Annotated in this window: 13 protein-coding genes; 6 read left to right on the top strand and 7 right to left on the bottom strand. The window is 45.4% G+C overall.

From position 1 onward, the window contains the following. The first annotated feature begins 138 nt into the window (after positions 1-138). Both GWR21_RS19215 and GWR21_RS19210 read left to right on the top strand, forming a co-directional pair. On the top strand, positions 139-303 hold the full coding sequence (locus tag GWR21_RS19215; protein WP_162333313.1) for a hypothetical protein: 165 nt from the start codon (positions 139-141) through the stop codon (positions 301-303). A gap of 541 nt (positions 304-844) precedes the next feature. Beyond that, positions 845-1,546, top strand: coding sequence for a pectate lyase (locus GWR21_RS19210; protein WP_162333312.1), 702 nt, complete (start codon positions 845-847; stop codon positions 1,544-1,546). Positions 1,547-1,638: 92 nt separating this feature from the next. Here the strand turns inward: GWR21_RS19210 and GWR21_RS19205 are convergent, their stop codons facing one another. The 3 genes from GWR21_RS19205 to polA all read right to left on the bottom strand — a co-directional run bounded on the left by GWR21_RS19205 (position 1,639) and on the right by polA (position 6,476). After that, positions 1,639-2,775 (bottom strand): C1 family peptidase, encoded by a 1,137-nt coding sequence (locus GWR21_RS19205; protein WP_162333311.1) that lies wholly within the window; start codon positions 2,773-2,775, stop codon positions 1,639-1,641. 122 nt (positions 2,776-2,897) lie between these two features. Continuing rightward, positions 2,898-3,416, bottom strand: a complete 519-nt coding sequence (locus GWR21_RS19200; RefSeq protein ID WP_162333310.1) for a GNAT family N-acetyltransferase — start codon at positions 3,414-3,416, stop codon at positions 2,898-2,900. A 237-nt stretch (positions 3,417-3,653) separates the two neighbouring features. Then, on the bottom strand, positions 3,654-6,476 hold the full coding sequence (polA, locus tag GWR21_RS19195) for a DNA polymerase I (protein ID WP_162333309.1): 2,823 nt from the start codon (positions 6,474-6,476) through the stop codon (positions 3,654-3,656). Between the two features lie 182 nt (positions 6,477-6,658). Here polA and GWR21_RS19190 point away from each other — a divergent pair, with 182 nt between their 5' ends. After that, the gene (locus tag GWR21_RS19190) at positions 6,659-7,021 is read left to right on the top strand and encodes an arsenate reductase family protein (protein WP_162333308.1); all 363 of its coding nucleotides are present in this window, start codon (positions 6,659-6,661) and stop codon (positions 7,019-7,021) included. 127 nt (positions 7,022-7,148) lie between these two features. On the opposite strand, the gene GWR21_RS19185 is transcribed toward GWR21_RS19190, so the two are convergent. Next, a complete protein-coding gene (locus GWR21_RS19185) occupies positions 7,149-8,252 on the bottom strand; it encodes a glycosyltransferase (protein ID WP_162333307.1) in 1,104 nt (367 codons plus the stop codon). A 379-nt stretch (positions 8,253-8,631) separates the two neighbouring features. On the opposite strand from GWR21_RS19185, the gene GWR21_RS19180 reads away from it, so the two are divergent. The 3 genes from GWR21_RS19180 to GWR21_RS19170 all read left to right on the top strand — a co-directional run bounded on the left by GWR21_RS19180 (position 8,632) and on the right by GWR21_RS19170 (position 11,083). After that, positions 8,632-8,880 (top strand): hypothetical protein, encoded by a 249-nt coding sequence (locus GWR21_RS19180; protein WP_012788383.1) that lies wholly within the window; start codon positions 8,632-8,634, stop codon positions 8,878-8,880. 150 nt (positions 8,881-9,030) lie between these two features. Beyond that, the gene (locus tag GWR21_RS19175; protein WP_162333306.1) at positions 9,031-10,182 is read left to right on the top strand and encodes a formimidoylglutamase; all 1,152 of its coding nucleotides are present in this window, start codon (positions 9,031-9,033) and stop codon (positions 10,180-10,182) included. A 10-nt stretch (positions 10,183-10,192) separates the two neighbouring features. Beyond that, complete coding sequence (locus tag GWR21_RS19170) at positions 10,193-11,083, top strand: YitT family protein (protein WP_162333305.1); 891 nt, start codon at positions 10,193-10,195, stop codon at positions 11,081-11,083. Between the two features lie 4 nt (positions 11,084-11,087). Here the strand turns inward: GWR21_RS19170 and GWR21_RS19165 are convergent, their stop codons facing one another. From GWR21_RS19165 to GWR21_RS19155, 3 genes are all read right to left on the bottom strand, one after another. Further along, positions 11,088-11,495 carry a lysozyme inhibitor LprI family protein gene (locus GWR21_RS19165; protein ID WP_162333304.1) on the bottom strand — a complete coding sequence of 136 codons (408 nt, stop codon included), beginning with the start codon at positions 11,493-11,495 and terminating at the stop codon, positions 11,088-11,090. Between the two features lie 168 nt (positions 11,496-11,663). Further along, positions 11,664-12,947, bottom strand: coding sequence for a M16 family metallopeptidase (locus GWR21_RS19160; RefSeq protein WP_162333303.1), 1,284 nt, complete (start codon positions 12,945-12,947; stop codon positions 11,664-11,666). 59 nt (positions 12,948-13,006) lie between these two features. Further along, complete coding sequence (locus GWR21_RS19155) at positions 13,007-14,242, bottom strand: M16 family metallopeptidase (protein WP_162333302.1); 1,236 nt, start codon at positions 14,240-14,242, stop codon at positions 13,007-13,009.

Here is a 14,242-nt window from a genome sequence, read left to right as displayed (position 1 = left end):
CTTACGCAAGTATCTGCCCAGGTGAGATTGATCGTAGGACCACTTTATCCTTTGACTAAGTCAAGCAAATCGTGGCTAACGGACAGGAAGGAGGCATTTTCTCCCTTGTATTTATCGTCGTTTCAGATACCTCCTGATATGCAAAACAGGGTCGTGAAGTCCCCTTTAAAACCGAACGATTATTATGATCAACATTTTGGTTTTTTTTGCAAGAAAGAATGGAACTGGGAGAAGCAAACACAGTTTCCTGTGAAGCTCAGACTGGGAAGTTATCAGGAGGCACAACGCCTGGAAGGAAAGTAAAAGGATGAAATTTAAATCCGTTAGAAGCATTTATAGTAAAGGATATACGTGTTTATATATGACGATGGCAACTAAAGTACTTGCTGTCGTCATGTTTTTTTGAGGATACAGCTGGATATTTTCGGCAGGCCTTCCGGCCAGGATTCGTATCGGCAGCGACCATGCCGCGAAAGAGATTTTTCGGGGGGTAAAAATGTCCTCAACGCTATCAAAAAATGGCCCATACTTGACAAAAGCAAATAATTTATTTACGGAATCGATACCGAGAACGATTGCGTAAAAATATCGTTCAGGTTTATGTAGTTGTGTAATGTTTTTAGATAATTTCGGTCATCAACCTACAGTAACCTTATCAACCGGCAATAGAACGAATAGCGAACAATAGAACCTGTAGTTCAATCCAGAGAGAACCCAGATTCATTTAACCCTTTTTTCCATTTCAGTGCGTGTTGTTTTTTAAAATGAACCTATATGGTATTGGCACAGCCATGACCTGAATATCCACATTATGATTCATTAATCACTTATAAATTCTACTGACATGAAAACAAACAAGATGTTGATGTCGGCCGTATTGGCTGGCGCTCTTGCTATGGGCTGTACGAAAGATCACAGCACTGATGTATCCAACATGACGCCTGACGTTGCAGCTGCTATAGGTGTAACACCTTTTGCGAATGTACCAATTACAGCCACCATTGTTGTAAAAGCCGGTCAGACCTATGACGGCAAGGGGAACACTATCATCGCCCAGGGCCTGGGTGATGGCAGCCAGTCTGAAGGTCAGAAGCCGATCTTCAAACTTGAGAACGGCGCCGTACTTAAGAATGTAAAAATTGGTGCGCCGGGTTGTGATGGCGTGCATGTATACGGTAACGCAACACTTGAGAATGTGGAATGGCTGGATGTAGGAGAAGATGCAATGACATTGAAGTCGGCAGGTACCGTGACACTGAATAACTGTATAGCCCAGAAAGCAGCAGATAAGGTATTGCAGATAAATGCAGACGGTACGATCAATATTAACAATTTCAGAGTGACCACCTTCGGTAAAGTATTACGTACGAATGGTAGCGGTCAGTACAACGTAACAGTGAACATCAATGGTGGCACCTTCAGTGGAGGGACTAACATTGTGCGTACAGAAAGTAAAAATCTGCGGGTACGTTACAGGAACATCACTACTTCCAGTGTAACTAAATTGTGGGAAGTACCCAGTGCGTCTCAGGTATCTACCTATTAAAATAAAAACGAGGCGGTGTGTGGCCGCCTCGTTTTTATTTTATGTATGACGAATGCAGTGTGCATGCTGCTGCGTCTTAAAACATCGCCGGATTATTTAATACCCAGTTTCTTTGCGATATCAGCAGGTATTGCCTTCTTGTTCAGCATGATGCTGGTGGTTTTGTAGGCAAAGAAAGGTTCAGAAGCATAGAAGTAACCACTGCCTGGATTGCTGGTGCCCCAGGAGTTCTTCACACGGAAGAATACTTTACCATTCTGGTCTTTTGCCATACCTACGATATGCATACCGTGGTCGTCCTGTGTTTCGTAGTTATCGAAAGCCTGCTGACGCAGTTCCGGAGTGATAGTCAGTTCCTTTACTGGCTCAGTGAATGCTTTCTGTAACTGTTCAGGTGTCAGGCTTTCTACATCAGGAACGATAGCAAGGCCCTGTGCGAAGTTGAAACCTTTCTCGCTTACATCAGAAGCCCATGCAATGGTATAACCATTCTGGATCGCATTTTCTGCGATGGCGGTGAGGTCATTTAAAGGAACGTTGTACATTTTGTCCCAGTTCCAGTTATCAGGCACTTCCAGTACGAACTGTGAATAGTATGGATGATGTGTGAATGAAGTGACCATTACATAGTCATCAGCATCCAGCCCCATTTCTTTTGCGAACGTTCTCGGCGTATATGATTTGCCGTTGTAATCGAATTTTTCAGGAGCGTCGCCCATGTATGCATTCAGAATACCATCCAGTGCTTTGCTCCAGTTTGGATTGATAGTCGTGTTAGACTCACCTACTTTTTTTACCAGACCTTCCATCAGACCTTTCATTTCAGCATGGTTGTATGTTTTCACACGGTTACCATCGTATACGCTCTGTGGCACCAGACCATATTCACGGAGACACAGCAGGTCATCAGGAAATCCACCGCCTTCATCGAAATTGGCTTTACCATGCATACGCACATAGTTTGCAGCTTTCAGTGGGTACATTTTTCTAACGACGAACATTTCACTCAGGTTCACGTTTTTACCCTTGCCATTGCGGAGAGCTTCCGCCTGGAAGAAAGAAAGACCAGAGAATGACCAGCAGGTACCGGTGTTACCCTGATTTTCCACATCACCAGCATCCAGATTTTTAACTACGGTGAATTTGTAATTGCTTCCTTCTTTGTTGGTTGTTTGTGCGATAGCCGCTGTAGAACAGAAAACGGCAAGGCAGAGCGCCCATTTCTTCATTGTGTATTGGTGTTTTTCTTTTGTTGTAAAAAAATAAGAGGTCGAATCTAAGCTAAAACAGTCATTTTTAACCGATAAAGATTGATGAATGGGGAATGCAATAGATTGCAGGTGATCGGAGCTTAGTCCTGTGGCCACTTATACTGGTCGCGGGTAATTTCCCATTTCCACAGTTGCTCGGGGTCTTCTCCTGCAAAGTGCATCCCTGATTTCTGAAGTACTTTTACTGCTGCATTATATTCTTCTTCTGTATGGGCCACTACTTTATTCACATAGGAATGGCTAAAGGCAAACCGCACCAGTGCCTGGGTTAGCTCTGTGCCATACCCCTGTTCCCGGTATGGGGCAGAGATCTCATAGCCAATTTCGACAGTGCCATCTTTATCGGGCCGGCCTTTGAAGCCACCGGCGCCAATGAGGCATTTGTCTTCCTTGTGAATGACCAGGTAGAAAAACCAGCCCAGCATAGAAGGATCATTACGCAGTTTGTCGTAAGCAATGAGGATAATTTCCGGATATTCAGTCCAGGGGTCGGGGATACGTACGTGGAGTAACTCACTCAATACCTCCTCGCCCTGCAACAGCGCTTCGAAGTACTGCAGGGTACAAGATAACAATTGGAGTCGGGAGGTCAGGATCATGGCCGAAAGCTAGTAAACGATTTTGGAAAACACAAGAGGCAAAGCGGGGTAAAAAATATTAATTATCAGCAGGAAATACAGGGGTGCAATGCTACTACAGGCCACTTTTATTATACGGGGGGAAGGCTTCCCTACAGTAGCGACCAGCGTAAATGATGAACAGTTATCAGGACTGCTTACCATTCACGGCCGGTCTATCTGTAGTCAGATTATAATTGTGGTATTAACACTCATATACTAATGGGCCTGTAACCAGTTACGGCCAATGCCTATTTCAACATCCACAGGAACGGAAAGAGGGAGTGCATTACGCATGCCTTCTTCTATCAATGGCTTGATCAGCTCTACTTCATCTTTATGCACGTCAAACACCAACTCATCGTGTACCTGCAGGATCATGCGGGAGCGGAGGTTTTCTTTCCGGAGTGTTTTGTGAATAGCGATCATGGCCAGTTTGATCATGTCGGCAGCGGTACCTTGTATCGGCATGTTGATGGCATTTCGTTCTGCGTAGCCTCTCACCACTGCATTGGAGGAGTTGATGTCTTTCAGCCAGCGTTTACGTCCCAGGAGAGTTTCTACATAACCATTCTGCTGTGCAGACTGGATCTGCTTGTCCATGTACTCCTTAATAGACGGATACTGTGCAAAATAGTTATCGATCAGCGTCTTTGCTTCTCCCCTGGCGATACCCAGATTTTCTGACAGGCCAAATGCACTCACACCGTAAATGATACCGAAGTTCACACTCTTGGCATTACGGCGCATTTCAGATGTCACATCTGCCAGGTCTACCCCATATACCTTCGCCGCAGTGGCAGCATGAATATCGAGCCCCTGACGGAAAGCATCAATCATATGTACATCTTCACTGATAGCGGCGATGATACGTAACTCTATCTGTGAATAGTCGGCAGACATTAGAACGAAGTCTTCATTCCTGGCTACGAATGCCTTACGCACCTCACGGCCCCTGTCAGTACGGATAGGAATGTTCTGCAGGTTCGGATTGTTAGAGCTGAGACGACCGGTAACGGCTACCGCCTGATTGTAAGAGGTATGTACACGGTTCGTCTTTTTATTCAGCATCAGCGGCAAGGCATCTACATAGGTAGATTTCAGTTTGCTCAGTTCGCGGAATACCAGGATGTCTTCCACGATCTGGTGCTTATTGGACAATTTGGCCAGTACGTCTTCACCAGTGGCGTATTGTCCTGTTCTTGTCTTCTTGGCTTTTGGGTCGAGCAGCAGTTTTTCGAACAGCACCTCTCCCAGTTGTTTGGGAGATGCGAGGTTGAAACGGACGCCTGCCTGGCTATATACACTTTCTTCTGCGCGTTTGATCTCAGTTTCCAGTTCGCGGGAGTAGTCACTTAAAGCCTGGATATCCAGGGCAATACCTTCATACTCCATATCAGTCAGTACCTTCACCAGTGGGTTTTCCACTTCGTAGAATACTTTTTCCACTGCTTTCAAAGGCAGGAGTGGTGCAAACTTTTCTTTCAGCTGGAGAGTAATGTCGGCATCCTCTACTGCGTAATCTTTGATCTTTTCAATTTCCACATCCCGCATATTACCCTGACCTTTTCCTTTCTTTCCGATCAGCGTCTCAATAGACACGGGTTCGTACTGAAGGTACTGGGCGCTGAGCAGGTCCATACTACGGCGGCCTTCCGGCTCAATAAGGTAGTGTGCGAGCATGGTGTCGAACACGGGGCCTTTAAATTCCACACCGTACCACTTCATCACGATCATATCGTATTTGATATTCTGACCAATGAATAAGATATGGGTGGTATCAAAGAGTGGGCGGAAGCTGTCAACGATCGCCTGTGCCAGCGTCCTGTCCGCCGGTACCGGGATATACCATCCTTCACCCGCCTTGATAGAAAAGCTCATCCCCACCAGGTCAACCGCATTCGCATCAGTACCGGTTGTTTCGGTATCGAAAGAAATTTCCTGCTGTTTCAGCAGCAGGTCCAGTAGCTCGGCTCTTTTCTCGGGTGTATCCGCGAGCAGATAATTATGTGGCGTATTCGTGATATTCCTGTCGGCGATCATGATGCTCTGCACTACTTCCTGTGGCTCTTCAGATGCCGGCGGTACAGCGCCCTGTATTTCATTACCGAAGAGGTCAAGCTGCGCTTTGCGCGGGGAGGCAGGTTCTGCTGCCGCAGCAGGAACGAAGCTATCGCCCAGGATACGTTTCCCCAGGGTTTTAAATTCCAGTTCTGTGAATACTTCTATCAGCTGTTCCTTGTTAGGGTCTTTGATGCAGAAGTCTTCTTCATGGAAGGTTACTGGTACATCTGTTATGATGGTGGCCAGTTGTTTGGATAGGATCGCACTTTCTGCGCCGGCTTTGATCTTCTCGGCCATCTTGCCGCCTATCTTATCTGCATTGGCGATCACATCTTCCACAGAGCCATACTGGGCAAGCAGCTTCATCGCCGTTTTCTCTCCTACACCCGGGATGCCAGGAATATTATCGACCGCGTCACCCATCAGTCCCAGGATATCTATTACCTGGTGTACATCCGCGATCTGCCATTTTTCACACACTTCCTTCGGGCCGAGAATTTCTTCTTTATTACCCATGTAAGGAGGTTTGTAGATAAATACATTTTCTCTTACGAGCTGACCATAGTCCTTATCAGGTGTTACCATGTATACACTATAACCGGCATCTGCAGCCTGCCATGCCAGTGTGCCGATCACATCATCAGCTTCGTAGCCATCCAGTTCAACAACAGGTATATTGAAACCGGTGATGATGCGTTTGATATCATCCAGTGAGTCCAGGATATCTTCAGGGGCATCCATCCTGTTTGCCTTATAGTCAACGAAGGTGGTATGTCTTTCCGTAGGAGCATGCGTATCAAATGCCACTGCCATGTGAGTTGGCTTTTCCTTATTAATAAGGTCCAGCAAGGTGGAAGTAAAACCGAACTGGGCGTTCGTATTTCTGCCGGTGCTGGTAAGGCGTGGATTTCTGATCAATGCATAATAGGCACGATAGATAAGTGCCATTGCATCCAGTAAGAACAATTTCTTTTGCATCCGCCAAAAGTAAAGAGTAATTGGGAATTAAGGATTACGAATTAGGAATTGGAAAGTTGCGTGGTCAATATCGAAATCAGTAATTGGTAATCAATGCAGAAGCGGCAAAGACAGGACGCTCATGCCTCTCCGGTTGAGATATCATCATTAATAATGGATATTTGCGTACAAAGAGAAACGACATGAAGAAAATATATCATTTATCTACCTGTAGTACCTGCAAGAGAATACTGGAAGAAGTGAACGCGAAAGACAATGGAGTTGTACTGCAGGATATCAAAACGGAGAAGATCACCCCGGCCCAACTAGCAGAAATGCACGCCCTGGCGGGTACATATGAATCACTTTTCAGCCGCCGTTCTATGAAATACCGTCCTATGGGACTGCATGAAAAAGAGCTGACCGAAAAGGATTATCATGATCTGATCCTGGAAGAATATTCCTTTCTGAAGCGTCCGGTAGCTATTGTGGGAAAAGAGATCTTTGTGGGTAGTGAAAAGAAGACAGTGGAGCGACTGAAGGAGAAATTAGGCATTAAAAATTAGGAATTAAGCATTCAAAGCAGCGGAGATCGGTGAAGAAAGCCTGATAAATTCTTTATTTAGTATGAGCATAAATACAACGGGGAACTTCAGTGTACGAAGCGCCCCTTTGCATTTTATTATTTAGCTCCTAATCTTTTCTGAGATCCTCTACAAACTTCTTTACCACGCCTTTATACTGCTCCATATCCTGTGCATGTCCGAATGATTTGAACTCAAAATGCTTCGCGGCGTCCAATGCTGTTTTCAGACCGAAGAGATGTTGCGGAACATTATAGAAATAGCCTTTTTTCATCAGAAACTTACCCAGATATTCCTGTTCTGACTGACCAGGTGTCGGCACGAGGATCGCTTTTTTGTTCAGCTTTATCAGGTCCATCAGGGTGGTGTAGCCGGAGCGGCTCAATACCATTCCGGAAGCCAGCATTGCCTCATTTAACTCCTTCGCATTCATATGGTTAACCTGCTGCACACGTGGAGTGATCTGTTTCTTTTCCGGCATGCCTGGTTTACCACTGACGATCAGGGCACTGATAGGCAGATCGGTGATCTGATCGAGTATCATTTTCTCCAGGTTAGAACGTTGTGGTTCCGGACCGGATATAAGTACCAGCAGATCATATTGTTGTGTTACGTCAGGGCGGTCCTCAAAACGGCTGAGGCAGCCCAGGTAAGTGGTATTAGGTGGTAGTTTGGATGGATGGCCTAGTACACCGGAGAGGTTATGCGTATCGGCATAATCAGGTATCCAGCAGGCACTGTAACGACGGATGTAGCGATAGTTAAGTGACTGTAACACTTTGTCCATCAGCGGGCCGAAAGGCTGCTTGATCAATAGCTGGTGGGAGATGAAGACTGTCGGTATCTTATCGTGGTAAAGTCCGAACCGGTTGTCGGATATGACAGCATCTATATGGTGTTCCACCACTATTTTCCGGAGCCACTCCTGTTCGTACCTGATCGCGTTCAGGATCTTGGGGATCTGCTGGATGATTTTCAATCCAAAAAACCATCCTTTCTGAGCGTATTCAATACGGTAACCAGGCAGCGGCAGGATAGTCAGTTCCGGGAACTCCTGCTGCAAAAGAGCGGCATGTTTACCCTCTGCTGCAATAACAACGTTGCAGCCAGCGTTTAGTAATTCATGGATAAGGGGAATGTCGCGGGTGGCATGTCCCAATCCCCAGTCGAGCGGGACTATGAGAATCGTTTTGCGCGTAGAAATTGTGGACAAATATTTGAAATTTTTACGAAATTAGCTTAATTTAGAAATGCGCACTGTTAAGAAACGGTAAACTCTCGTACGACAGGCTTTATATCAAAAGTGAACTAACTTAAGAGTATGATAACAAGAAAATGGCTGACTATCTTTTTAGTGTGCGGTAGTCTTAGCATAATGAGTCAGGGTTGCAAGATTTTGAAGAAGAATGACTGCGGATGCCCAACCATGAATAAAAAACGTATGCACTAAGTAAATAGGTACTTTGTCTTTTGCCGTTGAGTTCCCGATCTTGAAGGAAAACTTGTAACATCCAGTTGTTGAATACGCCAAGCCGCTTACACCTATATGAAAACGCCTTTAACAAATTTAAGGGAACACTCAAAATATTCAAATGAAACAGGTTGAGAGGGATTTATTGATCTTACTGCATGAAGATCGGTACAGCGAACAACAGATCCAATATGCAGTGAAACAGATTAGCGATATGCTTACAATGGTCGAGACCATGGAATACCTATGTAACGTTATGGAAGTAGCTGACTGCAACAAAAACCGCATTACCAGCAAACGATCTGTCTTACAGAAAGCATTTTCCAGGAAAGAGCATAAAGCATTCGAATTTATCGTCCATAAGAACTAGTCTCACAGATTCGCACATTATTTCATGACCAATTTTTGATCATGCGTGTCTGATTGCCCACAACAGTTAACCCTCTGCAAATCATCCCTCGCAAAAGAACATAATTCACAATTGATTCGTAGGTTTGCCGCAAAACAAAATATTGTTCTGATGTCAGACTTTACGCTGCTGCATGACTATCTGCTGCCCATTTCCAAAGCAGGCCTGAATGATGATCAGGAGTATGATGATTTTCAGATAGGAGGTGTCACTGATGCCTACGAGGATGGGCATATCCCCAATCTTGATATAGCAGATGTTATTCTGCTGGGCGTAAATGAAGACCGTGGTTATGGTCCGGGAAGAAAGTCGGCCGATGCTGCTGACATTATCAGAAAAGCCTTCTATAACCTGTACTACTGGCATAGAGGTGTCAGGATCGCTGATCTGGGTAACCTGCGCAAAGGGGCTAGCCTTGAAGATACCTATGCCGCTCTCCAGACTGTTATGGCCGAAGTGATCAATTCCCATAAGACCATTGTCATTCTGGGTGGTGCACATGACCTCACCTATGCACAATATAAAGCGTACGCTGCCCGGAAACAGGTGATAGAAGTGACCATCGCTGATGCGATCATCGACCTTAAAGAAGGATCATCTGTTCCGGAGGAAAACTTCCTCATGGAAATGCTGACTGAGCAGCCAAATTATATCCGGCATTATAATCACCTGGCTTTCCAGAGCTATTTTGTACATCCGCACATGCTCGAGACGCTCGACAAGTTAAGGTTTGACTGCTATCGCCTGGGTAAGGTGAGAGAGAACATGGATGATATAGAACCGGTACTACGCAATAGTGACCTGTTTAGTATTGATATCAATATCGTTAAGCATAATGACGCGCCGGCGAACACCCTCTCTCCTAACGGACTCGGAGGAGACGAAGCCTGTTCACTTACCCGTTATGCGGGCATGAGCCCCAAACTCACCACTTTCGGTATTTATGGTTACCGTCCGGAAAAAGACCGGGAGTCACTGACGGCCAAACAGATCGCTCAGATGCTCTGGTACTTTATGGACGGAGTGGCCGTGAAGAATAAAGAAGCCCTGCTGGAAGAAAGGGATGCTTTTTATGAATTTAATATCGTCTGTGCGGATATAGTGACCCTCTTTCTGAAAAGCAAAAAGACCGGTCGCTGGTGGATGCAATTACCCGGCAGAGGCAAGGAGGACGAATTTCTTCCCTGTACCTACAGCGATTATGTAATGGCCAGCAATAACGAGATACCGGAAAGATTGCTCAGACACCAGGAAAGATTGTAAGTTTATAATTATGTCGAAAAACAGGAAGTCGCGAGCACGTCTCACCATTATTCAGACTGCCCAGGATATTATATTGATTGCCATTGGCATTCTACTGGCCGCTGTCGGGCTGAAAGGGTTCCTGCTGCCTAACGGATTCCTGGATGGTGGTGTGACTGGTATTTCCCTGCTGATAAGCAGGTTAACCGGCTGGTCTATCTCTGTACTGCTGATCGTGATCAATATTCCCTTTATTCTCCTGGCTTACAAACAGTTGTCCGTTGGCTTTACGGTAAGGGCGCTATGCGCCATCCTCGGACTAGCGGCTGCACTTGTATTTATACACGTGCCTACTATCACCAGCGATAAACTACTGATCGCTATTTTCGGTGGTTTTTTCCTGGGCGCTGGTATTGGTATGTCCGTGAGAGGGGGGGCTGTACTGGATGGCACAGAAGTACTGGCACTTTACATCAACCGGAAAACGATCCTCTCCATGGGCGAAGTGATCATGTACTTTAACATTGTGATATTCAGTGTTGCTGCGGTACTGATCAATGTAGAGACGGCCCTGTATGCGCTGCTAACCTACCTTTCTGCATCCAAAACAGTAGACTTTATCATTCAGGGTTTTGAAGAATACATTGCCCTGACTATCATCTCCGATGAAAGTGAACTGATTAGAAAAACACTGACCCTCTCTCTACGCAAGGGAGTAACTGTCTTCAAAGGCCAGAGTGGCTTTGGCAAGCGGGGCTCTGTAGACAGGGATATTGATATTATCTACACGGTAGTCACCCGCCTGGAAGTCCACAAGATCATTGATGAAATTGAAAAGATTGATGAGAAGGCCTTTATTGTACAACACAACATTAATGATACCAAAGGCGGTATGATAAAACGGCGTGCTACACACCACTAAGCTCTCAGGACTGCTTATCGATCAACTCTATCACACGTGTTCTGATATATGCAGCTTTGTTGTCTGTAACGATCATATCGTCATCGAGACCTGATAGCGTCAATGGTCGTTTCTTTTCCACGCGTACATCAATGTCCTTGAAGTAAGTATCTTTTTTCTCCTCCCATTGCTGCTGGGAAATTTGTAAGGTTTGACGACGGGTCGTATCCAGATTATCATATAACTGACGGTATACGGTGGTCAACAGGCTATCCATCTGGGTATAGTACTGAAGGGCGCAGTTGTATTGGCTTTTGCCCTCGGCCAGGCACTCCTGGTAACGTTTTTCGAGTGTTTCTACATCGGACTTGCTGGTTTGTGCAAAAACATTCAGGCATATGCCCAATAGTAAACATAGGATAAAAGCTTTCATAGGATCTAACAATTAGGGTTGCAAATATAATAAAATAAAAATATGTGATGTCTGTTTGTTCTTCTCAATGTGTGTGAAGGAAACAGGTATAAAAAAAACGACCTGCAGATTATCTGCAGGTCGTTTTTTTATGAATAAGGCTGTAATACCTCAAAAATCAATGCATGATTAGATAACTACCAGTTCATAGAAATCTTCCGGAGAGAAATATTCCTGTGCCAGTTCATGTAGCTCCTCGGCAGTGATCGTTTTGATGATATTGATGTTATTGTAGAAATAGTTTTCATCCAGGCCATTCAGTATCAGGTTTTTCCAGCGCTGAATCACTTCGAATGCGCCATCCAGGTCACCCAGTATTGAGCCGATCATGAAGTTACGCACCAGGTGCAGTTCTTCTTCCGGTACAACCTCTTTCTGCAGTATGCGCAGTTCTTTGTAGATCTCTTCGATAGTTGCTTCGCATACATCGCGTCCTGCTTCTGTCTGTATATTGATAGCGCTGGACTGGCGGAAGTTGTATAACTGTGAATGGATACCGTAGGTATATCCTTTTTCTTCTCTGATGTTGCTCATCAGGCGGGAGCCGAAGTAGCCGCCCAGGATGGTGTTCAGCACCAGCATTTTAGGGAAGTCAGGATGGTAGCGGTTCGGGAACGGTCTCGCTACACGTACAGCACCCTGTACACCGTTTTCATCGTTGAAGATGCGGAACTTCTTCTCTTCTGCTGCCATGATAGATATTTCCGGGCGGATAATGGAGGCTTCGCCATTCCATTTGTCTTTACCGAAAGACTGATTGAGCAGTTCTATCATGTTTGCCGGCAGATTTCCGGCAACGAAGATCTTACAGTTGTTGTAAGTGTAGTGTTGCTTATAGAAAGCCTGCATAGTGGACGTCTGCAATGCATCGTAAGCGTCCATGCTGCTCACTCTTCCATAAGGATGGAACTCTCCGAACAGGTATTTATCAATATGCCTGTTAGCAACGAAGTCGCATTTCTGGAGATTTACTGCCAGCCGCTGTTTCATGTTCTGGCGGAAGATAGCCAGTTCTTCTTCAGGGAACGCAGGGTCCAGGATCACTTCCTGCAATACCGGCATCATATCAGCGAAGTGCTTCGTGAGACAGTGCAGGGTATATGTTGAATATTCGTGATGACTGCCGCGGTTCAGGTATGCACCAAAATAGTCAATACTTTCATTGATCTCGTGAGCAGCATGTTTACTACTACCGTTTTTCATGAGAAAATTGGTGGCAGAGGCTACGAGATTTTCTGTTTCATACCAACTGCCACCCGGAAATACGAGTTCCAGCTGCAGTGTATCCTGTTCGTCCGATTTGATGATATATACAGGGATGCCATTGTCCAGTGTTACCTTTTCATACGGTCTTAGTTTAATATCGAAGGCCGTGGCATCTTTTATCTCAGGGGCAATTTTCCGGTTTATCATTAATCTAAAAGCGTATTTATTTACAAAGGATTAAAGTCTGTCAGTTGTGGCTGAATACCTTATCCTGCGTGATAGTAAATCGTATTGGAATTTTTCTCGTCGAAAAGATGCTGTGCTTCCTCGTGCATTTCAGTAGCTGTTACGGCTTCATAATGACTGAACTCTTCATTCATGAGAGCTGCGTTACCGATCAGCTCATAGAATGCAAGGTTGTTCGCACGGTTCAGCAGGCCCATATCTTCAAAAGCGAGCATACTTTCTACCCTGTTCTTTACCTTTTGCAGTTCTCTTTCCGGGATGATCGTTTGCTGTACTTTATCCAGTTCTTCCTGTACGGCTTTCTCTGCATCTTTCATTTTGACACCTTTTACCAGTTTGCCTTCTATGGTCAGCAGGCCGGCATCGAGGGTACCGAAGTGATAACAATCAATATTGCTGAACAGTTTTTTCTCTTTTACCAATACCTGGTTCAGGCGGGAAGACGCGCCGCCACCGAGGATGTCGGAGATCAGGTCTATAGCGTAGTAGCCTTTGCCGGTACGGGCAGGCATATGGTAGCATTTGTACAGTGCATCCAGTGGCACATTGGCTTTTACTTCCAGTTTATGCGCGGCTGTCTGCACAGGTTCTACCGGAATATGACGTTGTACACGTTCTCCCCCGGGAATATCGCCGAACCATTTTTCTGCCAGCATCTTTACCTGGGCGGTGGTCACATGGCCACCTACTACTAGTATCGCATTTGCCGGACGGTAATATTTGAAGAAGAAGTCTTTTACATCCTGCAGACTGGCATTTTCAATGTGAGACAGCTCCTTTCCGATGGTCATCCATTTATAGGGATGTGTGGAATAGGCCAGGTCTCTCATTTTGTGCCAGACATCGCCATATGGTTTGTTGATGTAATGTTCTTTAAACTCTTCACAAACTACCTTACGCTGTACGTCCAGGCTCTTTTCACTGAAGGCGAGCGATAGCATACGGTCGCTTTCCAGCCAGAACGCTGTTTCGATATTTTCAGCAGGCAGTTGTATATAGTAGTTGGTAAGATCGCTGGTGGTGTAGGCGTTGTTTTCACCGCCGGCCATCTGTAAAGGTTCATCGTATTCAGGAATATTAACAGAACCACCGAACATCAGGTGTTCGAACAGGTGAGCAAAGCCGGTCTTACTGGGATCTTCATCGCGGGCGCCGACATCGTACATCACATTTACCACAGCCATTGGAGTGGTATGGTCTTCATGCACTATCACGCGCAATCCGTTGGCTAAAGTGAATTTATTGAAATGAATCAT

It is taken from the genome of Chitinophaga agri, assembly GCF_010093065.1.
Taxonomy (GTDB): Bacteria; Bacteroidota; Bacteroidia; order Chitinophagales; family Chitinophagaceae; genus Chitinophaga; species Chitinophaga agri.
The sequence above is the reverse complement of the archived record's forward strand: the minus strand, read 5'-3'. Positions and strand labels throughout refer to the sequence as shown.

Coding starts and splice junctions, on each gene's coding strand:
- GWR21_RS19205 (WP_162333311.1), bottom strand. CDS start 2,775: ATGAAGAAATGGGCGCTCTGCCTTGCCGTTTTCTGTTCTACAGCGGCT.
- GWR21_RS19155 (WP_162333302.1), bottom strand. CDS start 14,242: ATGATTCATTTCAATAAATTCACTTTAGCCAACGGATTGCGCGTGATA.
- GWR21_RS19215 (WP_162333313.1), top strand. CDS start 139: ATGCAAAACAGGGTCGTGAAGTCCCCTTTAAAACCGAACGATTATTAT.
- GWR21_RS19200 (WP_162333310.1), bottom strand. CDS start 3,416: ATGATCCTGACCTCCCGACTCCAATTGTTATCTTGTACCCTGCAGTAC.
- GWR21_RS19165 (WP_162333304.1), bottom strand. CDS start 11,495: ATGAAAGCTTTTATCCTATGTTTACTATTGGGCATATGCCTGAATGTT.
- GWR21_RS19180 (WP_012788383.1), top strand. CDS start 8,632: ATGAAACAGGTTGAGAGGGATTTATTGATCTTACTGCATGAAGATCGG.
- GWR21_RS19170 (WP_162333305.1), top strand. CDS start 10,193: ATGTCGAAAAACAGGAAGTCGCGAGCACGTCTCACCATTATTCAGACT.
- GWR21_RS19190 (WP_162333308.1), top strand. CDS start 6,659: ATGAAGAAAATATATCATTTATCTACCTGTAGTACCTGCAAGAGAATA.
- GWR21_RS19175 (WP_162333306.1), top strand. CDS start 9,031: ATGTCAGACTTTACGCTGCTGCATGACTATCTGCTGCCCATTTCCAAA.
- GWR21_RS19210 (WP_162333312.1), top strand. CDS start 845: ATGAAAACAAACAAGATGTTGATGTCGGCCGTATTGGCTGGCGCTCTT.
- GWR21_RS19160 (WP_162333303.1), bottom strand. CDS start 12,947: ATGATAAACCGGAAAATTGCCCCTGAGATAAAAGATGCCACGGCCTTC.
- polA (WP_162333309.1), bottom strand. CDS start 6,476: ATGCAAAAGAAATTGTTCTTACTGGATGCAATGGCACTTATCTATCGT.